The sequence below is a fragment of the Actinobacillus lignieresii genome, assembly GCF_900444945.1.
GTDB lineage: Bacteria > Pseudomonadota > Gammaproteobacteria > Enterobacterales > Pasteurellaceae > Actinobacillus > Actinobacillus lignieresii.
The window spans coordinates 993,214-1,010,084 of the sequence record NZ_UFRM01000001.1 but is presented as its reverse complement, the minus strand read 5'-3'; the positions used below and the strand labels follow the sequence as shown (position 1 = coordinate 1,010,084).

14 protein-coding genes are annotated in these 16,871 nt (G+C 39.8%); 5 read left to right on the top strand and 9 right to left on the bottom strand.

The window, feature by feature from the left end; translation table 11 throughout:
* Positions 1–25: 25 nt before the first annotated feature.
* Both DY200_RS04545 and DY200_RS04540 read right to left on the bottom strand, forming a co-directional pair.
* Positions 26–412 carry a hypothetical protein gene (locus DY200_RS04545; protein WP_115587082.1) on the bottom strand — a complete coding sequence of 129 codons (387 nt, stop codon included), beginning with the start codon at positions 410–412 and terminating at the stop codon, positions 26–28.
* Between the two features lie 70 nt (positions 413–482).
* Entirely contained in the window at positions 483–1,052 is a 570-nt protein-coding gene (locus DY200_RS04540; protein WP_115587081.1) for a TorD/DmsD family molecular chaperone, read from the bottom strand.
* A gap of 57 nt (positions 1,053–1,109) precedes the next feature.
* Here DY200_RS04540 and nfo point away from each other — a divergent pair, with 57 nt between their 5' ends.
* Positions 1,110–1,952, top strand: a complete 843-nt coding sequence (gene nfo, locus DY200_RS04535; RefSeq protein WP_115587080.1) for a deoxyribonuclease IV — start codon at positions 1,110–1,112, stop codon at positions 1,950–1,952.
* Positions 1,953–2,072: 120 nt separating this feature from the next.
* Entirely contained in the window at positions 2,073–2,669 is a 597-nt protein-coding gene (locus DY200_RS04530; protein ID WP_115587079.1) for an NlpC/P60 family protein, read from the top strand.
* 48 nt (positions 2,670–2,717) lie between these two features.
* Here DY200_RS04530 and DY200_RS04525 read toward each other — a convergent pair whose 3' ends face one another.
* The gene (locus DY200_RS04525; RefSeq protein WP_005596354.1) at positions 2,718–3,173 is read right to left on the bottom strand and encodes a LexA family protein; all 456 of its coding nucleotides are present in this window, start codon (positions 3,171–3,173) and stop codon (positions 2,718–2,720) included.
* Positions 3,174–3,397: 224 nt separating this feature from the next.
* Positions 3,398–3,781 (bottom strand): autonomous glycyl radical cofactor GrcA, encoded by a 384-nt coding sequence (grcA, locus tag DY200_RS04520; protein WP_027074339.1) that lies wholly within the window; start codon positions 3,779–3,781, stop codon positions 3,398–3,400.
* A 173-nt stretch (positions 3,782–3,954) separates the two neighbouring features.
* On the opposite strand from grcA, the gene ung reads away from it, so the two are divergent.
* The gene (gene ung, locus DY200_RS04515; RefSeq protein ID WP_115587078.1) at positions 3,955–4,632 is read left to right on the top strand and encodes a uracil-DNA glycosylase; all 678 of its coding nucleotides are present in this window, start codon (positions 3,955–3,957) and stop codon (positions 4,630–4,632) included.
* Positions 4,633–4,733: 101 nt separating this feature from the next.
* Here the strand turns inward: ung and DY200_RS04510 are convergent, their stop codons facing one another.
* The 5 genes from DY200_RS04510 to grpE all read right to left on the bottom strand — a co-directional run bounded on the left by DY200_RS04510 (position 4,734) and on the right by grpE (position 13,998).
* Positions 4,734–5,603: a VirK/YbjX family protein gene (locus tag DY200_RS04510; RefSeq protein WP_115587077.1), complete on the bottom strand. Its 870-nt coding sequence runs from the start codon at positions 5,601–5,603 to the stop codon at positions 4,734–4,736.
* A gap of 94 nt (positions 5,604–5,697) precedes the next feature.
* A complete protein-coding gene (locus DY200_RS04505) occupies positions 5,698–8,496 on the bottom strand; it encodes a S8 family serine peptidase (RefSeq protein WP_115587076.1) in 2,799 nt (932 codons plus the stop codon).
* Positions 8,497–8,716: 220 nt separating this feature from the next.
* Positions 8,717–12,616: an ATP-dependent RNA helicase HrpA gene (gene hrpA, locus DY200_RS04500; RefSeq protein WP_115587075.1), complete on the bottom strand. Its 3,900-nt coding sequence runs from the start codon at positions 12,614–12,616 to the stop codon at positions 8,717–8,719.
* Positions 12,617–12,753: 137 nt separating this feature from the next.
* Positions 12,754–13,206, bottom strand: coding sequence for a DUF441 domain-containing protein (locus DY200_RS04495; RefSeq protein ID WP_115587074.1), 453 nt, complete (start codon positions 13,204–13,206; stop codon positions 12,754–12,756).
* Between the two features lie 195 nt (positions 13,207–13,401).
* Positions 13,402–13,998 (bottom strand): nucleotide exchange factor GrpE, encoded by a 597-nt coding sequence (gene grpE / locus DY200_RS04490; protein ID WP_115587073.1) that lies wholly within the window; start codon positions 13,996–13,998, stop codon positions 13,402–13,404.
* Positions 13,999–14,243: 245 nt separating this feature from the next.
* On the opposite strand from grpE, the gene DY200_RS04485 reads away from it, so the two are divergent.
* A complete protein-coding gene (locus tag DY200_RS04485; protein WP_115587072.1) occupies positions 14,244–15,326 on the top strand; it encodes an extracellular solute-binding protein in 1,083 nt (360 codons plus the stop codon).
* A 144-nt stretch (positions 15,327–15,470) separates the two neighbouring features.
* The gene (locus tag DY200_RS04480; protein ID WP_115587071.1) at positions 15,471–16,862 is read left to right on the top strand and encodes an MATE family efflux transporter; all 1,392 of its coding nucleotides are present in this window, start codon (positions 15,471–15,473) and stop codon (positions 16,860–16,862) included.
* Positions 16,863–16,871 lie beyond the last annotated feature (9 nt).

Below are 16,871 nucleotides of genomic sequence, written 5' to 3'. Positions count from 1 at the left end.
GCGGACACTTAAGTGTCCGCTTTTTTTACCAACAGGCATAACAGTAATGCCAAGGATGGAAGCGAGTGCGCTCAAAATCGTAATAACGCTGTATTTGTTCTAACTCTTCTTGGTGTTTATAGTTTTCCCAAGCGAGTTTATGACAAGCCTGAAACAGCGGATCATTGACTTTTTTCTGATAACGCTGAGTAAACTCGGCTTTTTCTTTCTCGGTTTGAGCAATTGGCGGATTATATAATTGCGCCATCATCTCAGCCGTTTCCACATCACATTGTTTGGCAAGCGCTACCGATAAATCTTGTTGCGCTTTAATTTGCCGAGCTTGGCGCTGTGCCTGTTGCTGCGGCGTGACGGCACAAGCGGAAAGTAGGAATGAAATCGTAATTGCGATCGTCCATGTTGCCTTTTTCATTTTAGCCTCCTATTGCGCTTAAAAATTAAGCGCTCTGAGTTTATCACTCAAAGAGCTTAAATCAATAGTATTATTCGACTTCTGCTTCGGATAATTCTTCCAATTCGTCCGCCATTGCGCCGAGCGCATCACGACAAAGTTGTGCGAGTGCTTTATAAAATCCGTTATCGTGTGCTTCGATTTGACCTAAAAATTTAGCGGAGCAAGGTAATAGAAATTGCTCGAAAAAGGCTTGTTGTGCGGCATCCGAATCTAAATTATCTTCAATCCAAGAAGCGGTCAGTAATAAAAGCGCAACATGGTCAGGCTTTTCTAATTCCGGCATTGCGCGTGTTCGGCGGAAGTTGATAAAGTCTTCGACCGAAATGTTATAGGCGGAAATTGTTGTAGCAATAGCTCCATCCTCAGCAAAAAGTGCTTGATAGCTTGCTTGTAATTGCGTAGGGTTAGAATTTTTTTCTAACACCGTTAAAGCCGATTCGCTTTGTGCATCGGTGGATAACGCCCATTGCCGACGTAAACCGCCTTGTGCAAGCCAAGCAAAGGTGCCGGCAAGAATCGGATCGGTCGGAGAACGGTAGAATAAATTGCCGAATAAACGGCAGAGAAGTGAGAAATCGTTAATGGTTGTTTCGCTCATAAGTAATGATTTATAAAGGTTAAGAAGTTAGTCATTTTACACGAATAGGATAAGAAGATGAAATATATTGGTGCGCACGTGAGTGCTTCGGGCGGTGTGGAGAACGCCGTATTAAGAGCGGTTGAAATCGGCGCAAATGCTTTTGCATTATTTACTAAAAACCAACGTCAATGGAAGGCACCGGCATTAAAGGCGGATACGATTGAAAAATTTAAGCGTTTTTGTAAAGCGCATCAATTTTCGCCGGAGCATATTTTACCGCACGACAGTTACTTAATTAATTTAGGTAATCCTGAAGCGGAAAATTTAGCCAAATCACGCGAAGCCTTTATCGATGAAATGGAACGGGCAAATCAGTTAGGATTAAAATTACTGAATTTTCACCCCGGCGCACATTTAAATAAAATTTCGGAAAGCGAATGTTTAGCCCGAATTGCCGAGTCGATTAATATTGCGGTAGATAAAGTGCCTAATGTGATTGCGGTAATTGAGAATACTGCCGGTCAAGGTTCCAATCTCGGTTATCGTTTTGAACATTTAGCCGAAATTATTGACCAAGTAGAGGATAAAAACCGAGTCGGTGTTTGTTTAGATACTTGTCATCTCTTTTCAGCAGGTTATGACATCAGTTCTTTAGAGTCTTGCGAACAAACATTTTCCGAATTTGAACGGACGGTCGGTTTTCAGTATTTACGAGGTATGCACTTAAACGGTTCAAAAACGCCGTTAGGTAGCCGAGTAGATCGACATCACACATTAAGAGAAGGCACAATTGGAACGGATTTTTGCAAATTTATCATGCAAGACGACCGCTTTGACAATATTCCGCTTATTTTAGAAACAATTCAGCCTGAAATTTGGACAGACGAAATAAAATTTTTGCGGACATTAGCAAAATAATCCGTTATACTGCCAAAGTTTGATTGTTGCGACCTAGGTAAAATAGGTCGCCAAATTTATTAACTTTAAGATTTTTAATAGGAATCAACCGCTGTAGTTGTTCTGGCGAGACAAATTATTATGAAAAAACACCCTACTTTAACAAGGCTAAAGCCATTATTTATTACATCACTGTTTGCAATATTCGGTAGTTATTCTTCAATCGCTTCCGCTAGTTTAAGTAGTCATCCCGCCACGCCAAGCCAAATTAAAATCGTCGCTAAAGCAGCGACCGCCGAGCAAATCGAAGCTCAAATTTCTTATAAACAGGGTATGAAAGCCCGTGTATCTCATCGTGAAGAACTTTCCACCGACGGCGGTAATGCCGCTAAAAAAGTCCACAGCATCTATCGTAAATGGGCGGGAACTCGCTATCGCTTAGGCGGTGAGGGTCGCGGCGGTATTGATTGTTCGGCTTTCGTACAGAAAACCATGAGCGGTGCTTTTAATCTTGATTTACCTCGCTCTACCGCAGAGCAACGCCATTTAGGTCGTTCTATTTCCAAATCGGATTTACGTCCCGGCGATTTAGTTTTTTTCCGCCGCAATAATCACGTCGGTGTTTATATCGGTGCAGGTAAATTTGTTCATGCCAGTACCAGCCAAGGAGTAACTACCAGTTCTCTTTCTGAACGTTATTGGGCGAGAAATTATACGCAATCTCGTCGCGTTCTCTAATTACGTTTATATGAAAAGTCGTCAAAGAGGTTATTTGACGACTTTTTTCTATGCCGCATATTTTCTTGCTGCCGTTTGTGCGGATTTATGGCGCATTTGGTGTACTACATTCGTGATCACGCCTGCAATCTCAATTTCCTGCCAGTCGGTAATGCGTAAATTAGGTTCTCTGACATCCAGTGAGAAAAGAATGATTTCTCGAGTTCCTACGCTATTCTCAATTTCGTTAAAAAATTGATAAAACTTATATTCTCCATTTTTCTCAATCACAATCAGATCATTAACTAAATATTGTTCGGATTGCTCAACGATAAGTAAATCGTCCAACTCGATTCCCCAAGCGATTAAATTCGGGTTTTTCACTTGAATGAAAAAAGTTTCGGTCGGACGTTTAATACAAAGTGAATTCAGATCTAATTTGATTGAACGTTCACTATTCATATCTCGGTACATCGGTAACGGTTGATATGGTAACTCACGGGTAAGCGGTCGAATTGAAGCCATTTTTTACATCCTCTAAAACTGTGTGTTTATACAGGTGATTTTACTGATTAAAAAAACAGTGTCAATCCTGTTTTTACTATTTTTTGTAAAAATATCCAGTATGTTAATTCCGTTTTGGGAGGCGTATTTAGCAAGCGGTGGAATTTAGGAGAGAATTTGTAAAACAGAAGCAATAAAAAAACACCCGAAGGTGCTTTTTTAAGAAAATGAACAGAAAGCTGTTATTATAAACTTTCTGTGAAAGTACGAGTGATTACGTCACGTTGTTGCTCTGGGGTCAATGAGTTAAAACGAACTGCATAGCCAGAAACACGGATAGTTAATTGAGGATATTTCTCTGGGTTTTTGATTGCATCTTCCAATGTTTCACGGCGTAAAACATTTACGTTTAAGTGCTGACCACCTTCAACTTTAATAGTTGGTGCAACATTAACCGGTACTTCACGATATGCAATTTGACCTAAGTCACTGATTGCAACAATTTGATCTTCTTGGTAACCTGCTTTAGCAGCTAGGCAGCGAGCTTCGTTTTTAGCTTCATCTAATAACCAGAATGAATTCAATAAGTTGCTGTTTGCTGACTCAGTGATTTGTACACCTTTGATCATTTTAATTTCTCCTAATAAAATAGCAGTTAAAGTGAAAATTACAAAAAAATTTTAAATATTCAAATTTATTTGAAGCCATTTTACCCTTTTTGAGATAAAAAGCGATAAAAATTTAACCAAATTTGAAGATAAATATATTAACTGATTAAAAAGTAGTCATTTGGGGTGTTGTTATGAAAACTTGGACAGAAGCTTTAGGCGAAGAAAAACAAAAAAGTTATTTTCAGCATATTTTGCAATATGTGCATAATGAACGGTTAGCTGGTAAGGTCATTTACCCGCCGCAAAATGAGGTATTTAGTGCTTTTGCTTTGACTGAATTTAGCGAGGTGAAAGTAGTCATTCTTGGGCAAGATCCTTACCATGGGCCGAATCAAGCACATGGTTTGGCTTTTTCAGTAAAACCGCCGATTGTTCCTCCTCCTTCTTTGCTTAATATGTATAAAGAACTATCTGATGATATTGAAGGATTTCAAATTCCTCAACATGGTTATCTAGTTGATTGGGCAAAACAAGGCGTGTTTATGTTGAATACGGTATTGACAGTTGAACAAAGCAGAGCTAACTCTCATGCTCAAATTGGTTGGGAAATTTTTACCGATAAAGTGATCGCACAGTTAAATACCTACCGTGAAAATTTAGTTTTCTTGCTTTGGGGAAGCCATGCTCAGAGAAAAGGGCAGTTTATTGACCGTAACCGTCACTTGGTTCTGACTTGTCCTCATCCATCGCCACTTTCTGCTTATCGTGGATTTTTTGGATGTAGGCATTTTTCAAAAACCAATAGATATTTGCTTTCGAAAGGAATAGCTCCGATTAATTGGCAATTACGGCTAGAAATAGATTATTAATAACAGTATTGCATAATATTTACGTAAAAGACCAATCTAATAAAAGATCGGTCTTTTATGTAAGAGAAATAAATTTGTCTAGATTATTATGTTTATATTAATTAAAATATTAAATTTATTTTTTCTTTAATATCATCGAGCAATTGGTAACGTTTCTTATACATAGAACGTTTTTTGCTCGGTATGATATTTAGTGGTTTTCTCTCAATATTATTATTCAATAACCAATAATCATTTTTTATAAGAATAGCATTATTCTCTTGCCAAAAAATATCGTAATTGAATAATAATCTGGAATGGTCATTCCAACGGTATTTTGCTTGTTTTTTATGAGGGATTCCGAGTAATTCTAAATTAAATTTCGCAGCAATTAATTTAAATATATAAATTAGCATAAACATAGGGCGAATACCATATAGTTGTTTAGTAGCTGATTTTATAAGATCCTGTGCAGATTTACTGTTAGGTCCTTGTATTGAGGAAATTAGAATTTTATTTGCCTCTAATAAGGTAAAAGAAGCATCGTAGATATGCTCTTTTTGATTATTTCTAATATTTAATGAAAAGAAACCTTCTAGGGGATCGATTTGATTAATGCTAAGATATAAATTCAGTTCATCACTTAATTTGGCAATACAAACCTCTTGCTGTGTTACAAGCTGATTGCAAAAATTTATTCTGAATAAATTTTCAAAACGTGTAAAGTTTTCTTTGATAGCTTTTAATCTTTGTTTTTTATTAAAAGTTTTATCACAGTAAGTATCTAAAAGTGTATTAACCCGATATAAGTTTTGATTAAATAATTTTGCCCATAAAGGCGAATTGTTTAAGTAATTTGTCAATTGAATACATTGGGTTGAACACCATACCTTACGGAAGCTATAACGAAAATATTCTCTTAGTAGCTTAGATGGTCTTTTTTCATTTGGAAATGTTTCACTAAATTTGGGGAAATGAAAGAACTTCTTCATAAGATTGTTTGAATGTAAATACTATAATTAGAGTTAAAAGGATATAGGCACAAGCAAAGCAAGCCTGTGCCACTTTTAGGTTTGGAATAATTAGTTAGAAAGTTAAGCCGATATTGGTTTTCCAACCAAAAGCATTCGTTGATTTTATGCGATCATAATCAACATTCGCAGAAACGAACCAATTTTTATATTGGAACTGCATGCCGGCTTCAAGATTTAAAGCATGGTTACGTTTTTGTGTCGCATAGCTTTGTAATGGGTAGCCATTGAGTTGACTGGTAATTTTACTTTCTTTTCCTTTTACTCGATGTAAGTAGTTCAAACCAACATAAGGCGAAAAACTGCCTTGCTCAAATTTAACGGTGTATTTTAATTTCACACTCGGTGTGAGATTAATATCGTTATAGCGAAGAGCTGCGGTATTTGTTGCAAGTTCGCCTTTTTCATTGAGAGCTTTCATTCTCGTTTGAATGAACTGAACTCCTAGGCTAGGTTCAATTATCCAAGTTTGAGGCATAAATTGATAACCTACACGAATTTCTCCCCCCATATGATGCCCTTTGTTTTGAGCCTGGCCGAGCTGAGATTTTTTGTACCAACGGCGTTGGTTGTATTTCTGCTGCCCAAATTGCAGTGCTAACTCACTAAACCAATGATCGGCTAAAGGATAACGTAATCCAATATTTAAGCTTGTCTGTTTTAGGTCTGCATGAGCAAAATCTTTGTCCATATGATGATTTTTTCGCATTAATGTTGCACTCAATAATGCGTTATCATTGAACTTATGGCTCAAACCGAGAGCAGATGAGTTCTGTTTAATTGCCACTTTAGAATGTTTTTGGCCATTATGCTCAAGCCAAACTGACGTTTTTTGTGGTGAATAGGCTGCAGTAAATAAATTATGCTGAACATGGCTAAGTTGTTTTGCATTTTGATGACGCAATAATGCTAAAGCATCAGCATAAATATGATTAGAAACCGCATAATGTAGCTGACCTAATTTCTTTTGCTCTAATGCAGATTGTAGCCAGTCATTATATACCCCCTGACGATATGCAAATGAGCTGGTTCTAAGTTGATTTAATAGGCTCAGTCCAGACTTGGCATTATCACTGGCACTAGGATCAGTAAAGGCTTTATTTGAATTGACTTTCGCAATAATTTCAGACTGTTTAAAATAGAGATCTTGCATTAAGCCTTTATTGGCTAAATTTTTATTATCAATTAGTTTTGTGAACCCACCTTGATAGCTCGCCTTATCATGAAGTTTTACAACAGTAGCTGAAATACTACCTTGTTTACTATTTTCCGTTAATTTATCAGCAATTTTTAACGAACCATTTAGCTGAATGATTGCTTTATCTTTACCAATTAAACCATTACTATCCAATAAGGTTAATTGGCTATTTTCAGTAGCCATATAACCTTGCCTAATTTCAGTTTGATTTACGCCTAAATGAGCATTATTTTTCACTTGTTTGGATTGAGTAATTCCGCTTAAGTTGAGTCTGCCTTGTTCAACATCAATTCGGGCAATATTATTTTTACCGGCTAAATCTAATGATTTTTCACCTTGCTTGGTAAATTTAAATTTACTGGAGAAATCATTTTTCCAGCGATCATCTTGTGTCACATTAACCGCTTCATCATTTAAAAATTGGCTTGGGCCGTTAATTGCTTTAGCGATATTAATGAGCCCCCAACCATATTTTTCATCGATCCCTTTTTTACCGAGATCAGTTGCAGTGGTTAGTAACGTGTCACGAATTTGGGTTGGAGTCAGATAGCCAAAGCGTTCTTTTAGAATAGCTAAGGAGCCTGTTACTACGGGGGCAGAGAGAGAAGTACCTTGACTTTCGGATAAACCATATTGTGCTTTTAGTGCTTTATCTGGAACGGCATTTAAGACATGTAAATCTCCAGGAGCTGCTACACACCAGTTTCTACTCATACCGCAATAGTTTGAGTACTCTGTTAATTTATTTTGTTTATCAACAGATACAACCGCTAGATAATGTTTTTCTAACTCAGGTAAATAGCGTGGCAACATTGCCATAACACCAGGTTGTTGTTTACTCTCATTGCCAGCGGCGAAAACCAGTAGTGTATTTTTTTCTTTTGCACTTAACACAGCACGTAGTAGGGTATTTTGCTTGTCTTTTCTGAGAGAATTATAGAGCTTATCGAAGTCGGCAATATCATTACTAATAGGATCGATATTCCAGCTATTATTAATTGCAAACAGATTTTTCTCGATCAGTTTGCTTAGTGTGGTAGCCCATTCCAAACGTTCAAAAATGGCTCCTTTATCTTTACTCACCAATAGATCTGATTTTTCCAATTCCTTAAAATTAGGTTTTTCATTTTCTTGTTTTTTCTCTTCATTTCCCTCTGATTCTTGCTTTTGAGCCTCAGCCAGCAATTTCTCTAGGCTCTGTTTATGAATATTAGTGGCAATATACAGCTCAGCATTTTTTGCCACACCACCTTTAAATCCGAGCTTAGTATCAGATTTTGCGACAATTAAGCCTGAAACACCTAAACCATGCGTTTCAAATAGTGGAACAAGTACCTTTTTTCCTTCTTTTTCAATATATTTTACCTCAAATTGTAAATAATTCGGATCGTAGGTGCGGATTTCACCATCTGGGGTAGTTAATTGAAAGATAGATGGATGCAGGTTTTGTGGCAGTAATGGATGTTTGACCACAAAACCACCATCGAGTACACCTAATTTCACACCTTTACCGCTGTATTTAGAGCCGAGCTCATCCGAAAGGTTAATGCTGGAATGAGGCGATTCCAAAGAGTCTGCGTAGGCTACGCTAGTAGATAAGAAAGTGGAAATGGCGATTGCAATACAGCTTTTATTAAAATAATATTTTTCAAGCATTTATAGTCTCCTTATAAAAAAATGGGATTATATCTATGATGTCTATTATTGCAAATAGTTCTCATCTTTTTTGATTTACCTCAAGTTTTTTATGGATAATTAAACTTATATTTTGAGAGTGAAAGAATTTATGTGGGATGCTTGATATAAGGTAAGAGATCCAAGCGGTCAGATTTGCAATATTTTTTGCAAATCTGGCCGCTTGTATGCTATAGGAATGTTAATTTATTGCAGAAATGACATTCAAAATCCGCTTATCGGAAATAGGATATTTGGTGCCGATTTGCTGGGCAAATAGGCTCACTCTCAGTTCTTCAATCATGTAACGAATTTCTAATATTTCATCTGGAATTGCTTTAGATTTTGGCAGTTTTGCTAATAGTTGCTTATAAGCATTTTGCATTTGCTCTATTCTGAGCATTTTAGCTCTATCGGTGTTAGTGTCGGTACCGAGTTTATCCAAACGTTTATCAATGGCACTAAGGTAACGATATAAATCACCCAAGCGTTGATGACCGGTTTTAGTGACAAAATCGGGGTAAATTAGCCCTTGAATTTGAGCTTTAATATCTGAGAGAGCAAACGCCATCGTAAAATCCATTTTGCCTTTCATTCGCTTGTTAATTTCAAAGGCGAGAGTCAGACATTTTTCAACCTGTAACGCTATTTCAGCCGTTGTATCATTTAGGTTTGCTCGCACAAATTCGTGTAATTCATTGAATTTTTCTTCGGTCCAAACAAAGCCGCCGAATTCGTCCACCAATTTATCCACCGCACAAGCGATACAGTCATCGATCAATTCCAACACTTTACCGAATGGGGCAAAGTAAAGTCCAAGTTTTGCTTTGTTTGGTAATTTTTCGTGTAAGTATTTGATTGGCGAAGGCACGTTGAGCAATAGTAAACGGCGTAAACCAGCTTGCATTGCACGAGTTTGCTCAAATTCGGTTTCAAATAATTTTACGCCCACTGCGGTTTGCTCATCGACAATTGCCGGGTAGGCTTTTACGCTGAAATTGGCTTTTTTCTGCTCGTAGAATTGCGGTAAGTTAGCGAAATTCCACAAATGTACACCGCTTTGTTCAATACCGTCATCGGCAATCGTCGAAAGGCTTTCTTGCATCTGATCTTTCAGGGCAAATTTCAGTTCGTCCAAGTTTTCGCTTTCTTGTAGTTTTTTACCTTTTTCATCCACCACACGGAATGTCATACGTAAATGTGGTGCAAGTTGCGACAAATCCCACAGTTCCGGATCAATCGTTACCCCAGTCATACGGCGAAGCTCATAAGCCAAACTTTCTAGCAATGGTTTTTGATACGGTTCGGCTCTAGCTAAAAACGCATCCGCATAGTTCGGTGCCGGTACAAAATTACGGCGAGTCGCTTTCGGCAACGATTTAATTAACGCCACCACTAGCTCATGGCGAAGCCCCGGAATTTGCCAATCAAAGCCTTCCGGTTCCACTTGGTTGAGCAACGGCAATGGAATATGTATGGTTACGCCGTCGTGATCTTTACCGATTTCAAATTGGTAACTCAATTTTAGTTTAAGCTGACCTTGATACCAGAAATTCGGGAAATCCAAATCGCTGACCGTATTAGCGTTTTCATTCATTAAGAATGATTTTTCAAAGTTGAGCAATTCAGGATCTTTCTGACTTGCTTTTTTCCACCATGTATCAAAATGGCGGCTAGATACCACTTCTGTTCCGATGCGTTGATCGTAGAAGTCGAATAGGGTTTGTTCGTCCACTAAAATATCTCGGCGGCGAGATTTGTGCTCGAGGTCTTCCACTTCTTTGATCAAGCGGTTATTTTCTTTGAAAAATTTGTAATTATTGTGCCAGTCGCCCTCAACCATTGCCGAACGAATAAAGATTTCACGGCTGACAGTCGGATCAATTGAACCGTAATTGACAAGGCGATTCGCTACCACCGGAATACCGTAGAGCGAGACTTTTTCATACGCCATCACTGCGCCTTTGGATTTCGACCAATGTGGTTCGCTGTAACTACGTTTTATTAAATGTCCGGCGAGTGGCTCAATCCATTCCGGTTCGATTTTTGCCACGGTTCTTGCCCACAATTTGGTAGTTTCCACCAATTCGGACGCAGCAAGCCACTTCGGTTGCTTTTTGAAAAGCACCGAAGTTGGGAACACATAAAAATGCGCATTTCTCGCCCCGAGGTAGTGCATTTTTTCGCTGTCTTTCAGCCCGATATGTGACAGCAAACCGGTCAGTAAAGCGGTGTGAATTTGTTGATAATTTGCATCTTCGCTATTAATCGGCAAGCCCATTTCTCGTACAGAAAGACGTAGTTGATGATAAATATCCTGCCATTCACGGACACGCAAATAGTTGAGAAAATCTTTTTGACATTGCTTGCGGAACTGGTTTTTGGTCAGTTCTTTTTGCTGAGTTTGAATGTAATGCCACAAATTCACAAACGCCAAGAAATCGGAGTCTTTGTCAGCAAAACGGCGATGTTTTTCGTCCGCCGCTTGTTGGCGTTCTTGCGGACGTTCACGCGGATCTTGAATCGAAAGCGCAGAGACAATCATCATCACTTCGTGTAATGAACCGTTTTGTGCCGCGGAAATGGCCATACGACCTAAGCGAGGATCGATGGGGAATTGGGCAAGTTGACGACCGATTGCGGTTAATTTATTGCCATTAATCGCGCCTAATTCTTCTAGTAAACGAATACCGTCCTGCACCTGTCTGGTATCCGGACGATCAACAAATGGAAACGCCTCAATATCCGACAAACCGAGCGAGGTCATTTGTAAAATAACCGAAGCGAGATTCGTACGCAGAATTTCCGGATCGGTAAATTCCGGACGTGCGTTAAAATCCTCCTCTGAATAGAGGCGGATACAAATCCCTTCGCTGGTTCGTCCGCAACGCCCTTTTCGCTGGTTGGCGGAGGCTTGAGAGATCGGCTCGATAGGCAAACGTTGCACTTTGGTACGGTAGCTGTAGCGAGAAATACGTGCCGTACCGGTATCAATCACATATTTGATATTCGGAATGGTGAGTGAGGTTTCTGCTACGTTGGTGGCTAAAATCACACGATTTAGACCGCTTGGCTGGAAAATGCGTTGCTGCTCGGCAGCCGAGAGGCGTGCGTAAAGCGGTAGAATTTCAGTGAATCTTAGCTCTTGTTTTTGTAGGGCTTCGGCAGTATCACGAATTTCACGTTCACCGCTCATAAAAACCAAAATATCGCCGCGACCTTCGGCTTGAAGTTCATCAACAGCGTTGAGAATCCCTTGTAATTGGTCTTGATCATCTTCTTCCACAATTGGACGATAACGCACTTCCACCGGAAAGGTTCGTCCGGAAACCTCAATAATCGGCGCATTATTGAAATGGCGAGAAAAACGCTCGACATCAATGGTCGCCGAGGTAATGATCACTTTTAGATCCGGGCGTTTATGCAGAATTTGTTTCAGATAACCGAGGATAAAATCGTTGTTGAGCGAGCGTTCGTGAGCTTCGTCAATAATTAACGTATCGTATTGATTGAGATAGCGGTCGTTTTGGATTTCGGCAAGCAAAATACCGTCCGTCATTAATTTCACTAGGGTGTTTTCGCCCACTTGATCATTAAAACGCACTTTATAACCGACAGTTTCCCCTATTTCGCTTTTTAATTCTTCGGCAATACGATTCGCCACTGAACGCGCCGCCAAACGGCGGGACTGAGTATGTCCAATCAAGCCTTTTACGCCACGCCCGAGTTCCAAGCACATTTTCGGGAGCTGAGTGGTTTTACCCGAACCGGTTTCACCGGCAATCACCACTACCTGATTTTCTGTAATCAGTTTTAAGATTTCTTCACGACGAGCGGAAACCGGTAAATCGGGATAAGTGATCTCAAGATTAGAATGTTGTGCTTTTCTAGCTTGGAAGGCTGCTTGTGCCGAGAGAATTTCACGTTCAATTTCCGCAATCACATTGTTTTTGGCTTCTTGTTTTTTAATGGCGGAAATGCCGTGAATACGAGAACGTAAACGGCGGTAATCGGTATTGGTGAGTTCTTTTAAATTTGCGATTAATGCTTTCTGGCTCTCATCAAGCGGTCTATTTTTGAAATTTTTTTGCGAAGGTTTCATTGTCTTGTCTTAACTAACTATTTTGGCAGGAATTATAGCCTAAATTGAGGGGAAACAGTAGGAAGAAGAAATCGCTTGCAACACTCACTTAATAGGGGAGAGGAACAAGCGGTCTGATTTTGCATAAATTTTACCAATTAGCCTTTGCCGATTAATAGCGATAGGATTCCAGCAGCGATTAACGGGCCGACCGGCACACCGCCAAGTAACGCCACACCGATAATCGTCCCGACCAGTAATCCGGTGACGAGCAACGGCTGCCCCCCCATTAAACTTACCCCTCTGCCACCTAACCAAGCCACCGCAATGCCTGCAATTACGGCAAGCAACATCTTCCAATTTAAAAATTCAGAAAAGGACGGTAGGGAAATTTTGCCGGACACAATGGGGCTTAATACGCCGATAGTCAGAATGATAATCCCGACACTTAAGCCGTGTTTATCTAAAAAGGGCAGATATTTGCTCAGGAACGTTTGTTGTACCAGTAATAATACTGTTGCTGCAATAGTAATAGAATTGTTGTTTCCGACTACACCGAGGAAAATCAGGGCGACTAGGAAAAGTGAGATAGGGCTGAATTGTAGGGACATAGCTTGATATGAATGAAATTAAAATATTATCCTCGTTTCTCTCAAAAGTGAGTAAGTGAGGGGAAGAAAATCAATGATTTTCAGGTAGAGAGGGATTTGCTGATTTTATCAAATTTGGACCGCTATCCCTCTCTCTGCCGGTTCGCTGAACGCTTCACCGGCTGTCTCTTTCCCGCAAGCGGGCGAGAGTAAAATTTAGCCTGCAACCATTACCATTGCCGGGCGAAGGACACGACCTTGTAAGGTGTAGCCTTTTTGTAAAACTACGCTGATATGATTTGCTTCGATACCTTCCGCCGGCTGCATTGAAATCGCTTCATGCACTTCCGGATTGAACGCTTCGCCGACGACACCGACCGCTTCCACACCGAATTTAGCCAGAGTCGAGATAAATTCTTTATGGGTCATTTCCACTCCGTCCACCAATGCTTGTGTTTTTTCATCGGTGACTGCCGTATCAAGCGCATTTAAGCCGCGTTCAAGATTATCCACCACGGTTAGTAATTCTTTGGAGAATTTTTCGAGTGCGAATTTATGCGCTTTTTCAACATCTTGTTCGGCACGGCGGCGGATATTTTGGATTTCCGCTTGCGCACGTAATTGAATATCTTTTTCACGGCTATCCGCTTCCGCAATATAAGTTTCTAACTCATTAATACGTGCATAAGCCGCTGCTAATTCAGCTTCGACAGGTTGTTCTTGCGGTTGCTCCGTACCTTGATCTAATTGTGTTTCGGGCGCAACTTCAATTTCTTCCGTTTGAGCTTGTGCATTTTCGTTTTGAGTTGTCATTTTAAATCCTCTTTGTTTCAAATATATCAATGAAAAATCGTTACTAATATAGCGTTAAATTTGCCGATTTCAAGGCAAAAGCGGTTATACCGGCGAATTATTAAAAAATAATTTGCAAAAAATTGCCTTTTTAATTAGAAAATCCTTGCAAAATCTAGGGGGTGGCTTAAAATCGCCCTCGTCTTTTAAGCCCTTAGGCAAGGCTATATTTTTTACTCATCTTTTCTTTAACGGAGAAAACTTAAATGAAAAAATTAGCGGGTTTATTTGCAGCAGGTTTAGCAACAGTTGCATTAACAGCGTGTAATGAAGAAAAGCCAAAAGCAGCTGAAGCAGCGGCTCAACCGGCAGCAGCGGGAACAGTTCACCTTTATACTTGGACTGAATATGTGCCTGAAGGCTTGTTAGATGAATTCACAAAGCAAACCGGTATCAAAGTAGAGGTTTCAAGCCTTGAATCTAACGAAACCATGTATGCGAAATTGAAATTACAAGGTAAAGACGGCGGTTACGATGTTATCGCACCTTCTAACTACTTCGTTTCAAAAATGGCGAAAGAAGGTATGTTAGCGGAATTAGATCACGCACAACTTCCGGTAATCAAAGAGTTAAACCAAGATTGGTTAAACAAACCTTATGACCAAGGTAACAAATACTCTTTACCACAATTATTAGGTGCACCGGGTATTGCATTTAATACAGCGGATTACCAAGGTGATGCGTTCACATCTTGGGGCGACTTATGGAAACCTGAGTTTGCCAATAAAGTACAATTATTAGATGACGCACGTGAAGTATTTAACATTGCGTTATTAAAATTAGGTAAAAACCCTAACACAACCAATCCGGAAGAGATTAAAGCGGCTTACGAAGAGTTAAGAAAATTACGTCCAAACGTACTTTCTTTCACTTCAGACAACCCAGCGAACTCATTTATCGCAGGTGAAGTATCTGTAGGTCAACTATGGAACGGTTCTGTACGTATTGCGAAAAAAGAACAAGCGCCGGTAAATATGGTATTCCCGAAAGAAGGTCCTGTGCTTTGGGTTGATACGTTAGCAATTCCTGCGAATGCGAAAAACAAAGAAAATGCGCATAAGTTAATCAACTACTTATTAAGTGCACCGGTTGCGGAAAAATTAACGTTAGAAATCGGTTATCCGACTTCAAACGTAGAAGCGTTAAAAACATTACCAAAAGAGATTACCGAAGATCCGGCAATCTATCCGACAGCTGAAGTGTTAAAAGCGGCACAATGGCAAGACGATGTAGGTGATGCAATCGAACTTTACGAAAAATATTATCAAGAGTTAAAAGCGGCGAAATAATTCGTTAGCTGAATAGATAAGGCCCTCGAGAAGTGATTTTCGAGGGCTTTTTCATTTTTACAAGCGGTCTTATTTTACAAAATTTTTGCGAAAAACGACCGCTTGTTGCCGTATAATAGCCTCCGTATTTTGAAAGAGGTAATTATGAATCTGCAATGGCAAAAATATCCGGAAAACACGCGTAAACTATTTAAACTCACGCTGCCAATTTTTATTTCTCAGCTTTCGGTGGCGGGAATGGGGCTGGCTGATATTGTGATGGCGGGGCTAGTGAGTGATGATGATGTGTCGGCGATTGCGGTGAGTAATTCCATCTATTTCCCTCTCTTTTTATTTGTATTAGGTTTGCTTAATGCAATCACACCAACCGTTTCTTATTTAAACGGTTCGAATCAGCGTCATTTGATTACCCACCAAATTCGTCAAGGTTTTTGGTTGGTTTGGGCGTGTGCAATTCCTTTGATTTTCGTGTTCCTAAACAGTCATTGGATTTTAGATTATATGAATACGCCGCAAGCTTTTTCGATTAAATCGCAACAATATTTAGCGATTATGGCAATCGGTGTTGTGCCGGCACTATTGGCGGTCAATTTGCGTTGTATGAATGACGGTTTATCCAATCCGAAGCCGGCAATGCGTATCACTTTCTTAGGGCTATTGTTAAATATTCCGCTCAATTATATTTTTATTTTCGGTAAGTTTGGGCTGCCGGAAATGGGGGCGGTCGGTTGCGGTGTAGCAACTGCGATTGTGAACTGGGTGATGTTCTTATTACTGTTCCATTACAGCTACACTAATAAATCTCAGAAAGACATCGGCTTATTTAACCGTTGGTTTGAAATGCCAAGCGGTCAAACGTTGCTAAAAATTTGCAAATTAGGTTTGCCGATCGGCTTTGCAACGTTTACCGAAGTGATGCTGTTCTCCGCATCTGCTTTACTGCTGTCTCCACTTGGTTCGCAAGTGGTGGCAAGTCATCAGGCGGCTCTGCAAACCAGTTCTTTATTATTTATGATCCCGATGTCTTTCAGCATTGCGACCACAATTGTGGTAGGAAAAACCTTGGGGCAGAAACAAGTCGAAGAGGCAAAAATTATTAGCTATCACGCGCTGATTACCGGTGCGCTGTTTGCGTTAGCGGCAGCGGTCGTGATTGTGATTTTAGATGAAATTATTCCGCTGGCGTTTACCAGCGATCCGGTGTCGATTGCAATTGCGGCGCATTTATTGTTGTTTGCGGCGGTGTATCAAATTCCGGATTCGTTACAAGCGGTGGCAAACGGTATTCTGCGTGGCTATAAACATACCAAACCGATTTTATATGTCACGATGTTCTGTTACTGGGTGATTGGTATGCCGTTCGGCTATATTTTAGCGAGAACGGATTGGATTGTTGAACCGATGGCGGCATCAGGCTTTTGGTTTATTTTCTGCGTCAGTTTAAGTATCGCTGCCGGTTTGCTAATTTACCAAATGCACAAAATTCAACAGATTCCTGCAGAACAGCTGCTGGCAAAATTAGAACGAATTAAGTAAGAAGTATTG

What these genes read in the sequence shown, in the direction of transcription:
- DY200_RS04545 (WP_115587082.1), bottom strand. Translation starts at nt 412, where the DNA reads ATGAAAAAGGCAACATGGACGATCGCAATTACGATTTCATTCCTACTT.
- DY200_RS04540 (WP_115587081.1), bottom strand. Translation starts at nt 1,052, where the DNA reads ATGAGCGAAACAACCATTAACGATTTCTCACTTCTCTGCCGTTTATTC.
- nfo (WP_115587080.1), top strand. Translation starts at nt 1,110, where the DNA reads ATGAAATATATTGGTGCGCACGTGAGTGCTTCGGGCGGTGTGGAGAAC.
- DY200_RS04530 (WP_115587079.1), top strand. Translation starts at nt 2,073, where the DNA reads ATGAAAAAACACCCTACTTTAACAAGGCTAAAGCCATTATTTATTACA.
- DY200_RS04525 (WP_005596354.1), bottom strand. Translation starts at nt 3,173, where the DNA reads ATGGCTTCAATTCGACCGCTTACCCGTGAGTTACCATATCAACCGTTA.
- grcA (WP_027074339.1), bottom strand. Translation starts at nt 3,781, where the DNA reads ATGATCAAAGGTGTACAAATCACTGAGTCAGCAAACAGCAACTTATTG.
- ung (WP_115587078.1), top strand. Translation starts at nt 3,955, where the DNA reads ATGAAAACTTGGACAGAAGCTTTAGGCGAAGAAAAACAAAAAAGTTAT.
- DY200_RS04510 (WP_115587077.1), bottom strand. Translation starts at nt 5,603, where the DNA reads ATGAAGAAGTTCTTTCATTTCCCCAAATTTAGTGAAACATTTCCAAAT.
- DY200_RS04505 (WP_115587076.1), bottom strand. Translation starts at nt 8,496, where the DNA reads ATGCTTGAAAAATATTATTTTAATAAAAGCTGTATTGCAATCGCCATT.
- hrpA (WP_115587075.1), bottom strand. Translation starts at nt 12,616, where the DNA reads ATGAAACCTTCGCAAAAAAATTTCAAAAATAGACCGCTTGATGAGAGC.
- DY200_RS04495 (WP_115587074.1), bottom strand. Translation starts at nt 13,206, where the DNA reads ATGTCCCTACAATTCAGCCCTATCTCACTTTTCCTAGTCGCCCTGATT.
- grpE (WP_115587073.1), bottom strand. Translation starts at nt 13,998, where the DNA reads ATGACAACTCAAAACGAAAATGCACAAGCTCAAACGGAAGAAATTGAA.
- DY200_RS04485 (WP_115587072.1), top strand. Translation starts at nt 14,244, where the DNA reads ATGAAAAAATTAGCGGGTTTATTTGCAGCAGGTTTAGCAACAGTTGCA.
- DY200_RS04480 (WP_115587071.1), top strand. Translation starts at nt 15,471, where the DNA reads ATGAATCTGCAATGGCAAAAATATCCGGAAAACACGCGTAAACTATTT.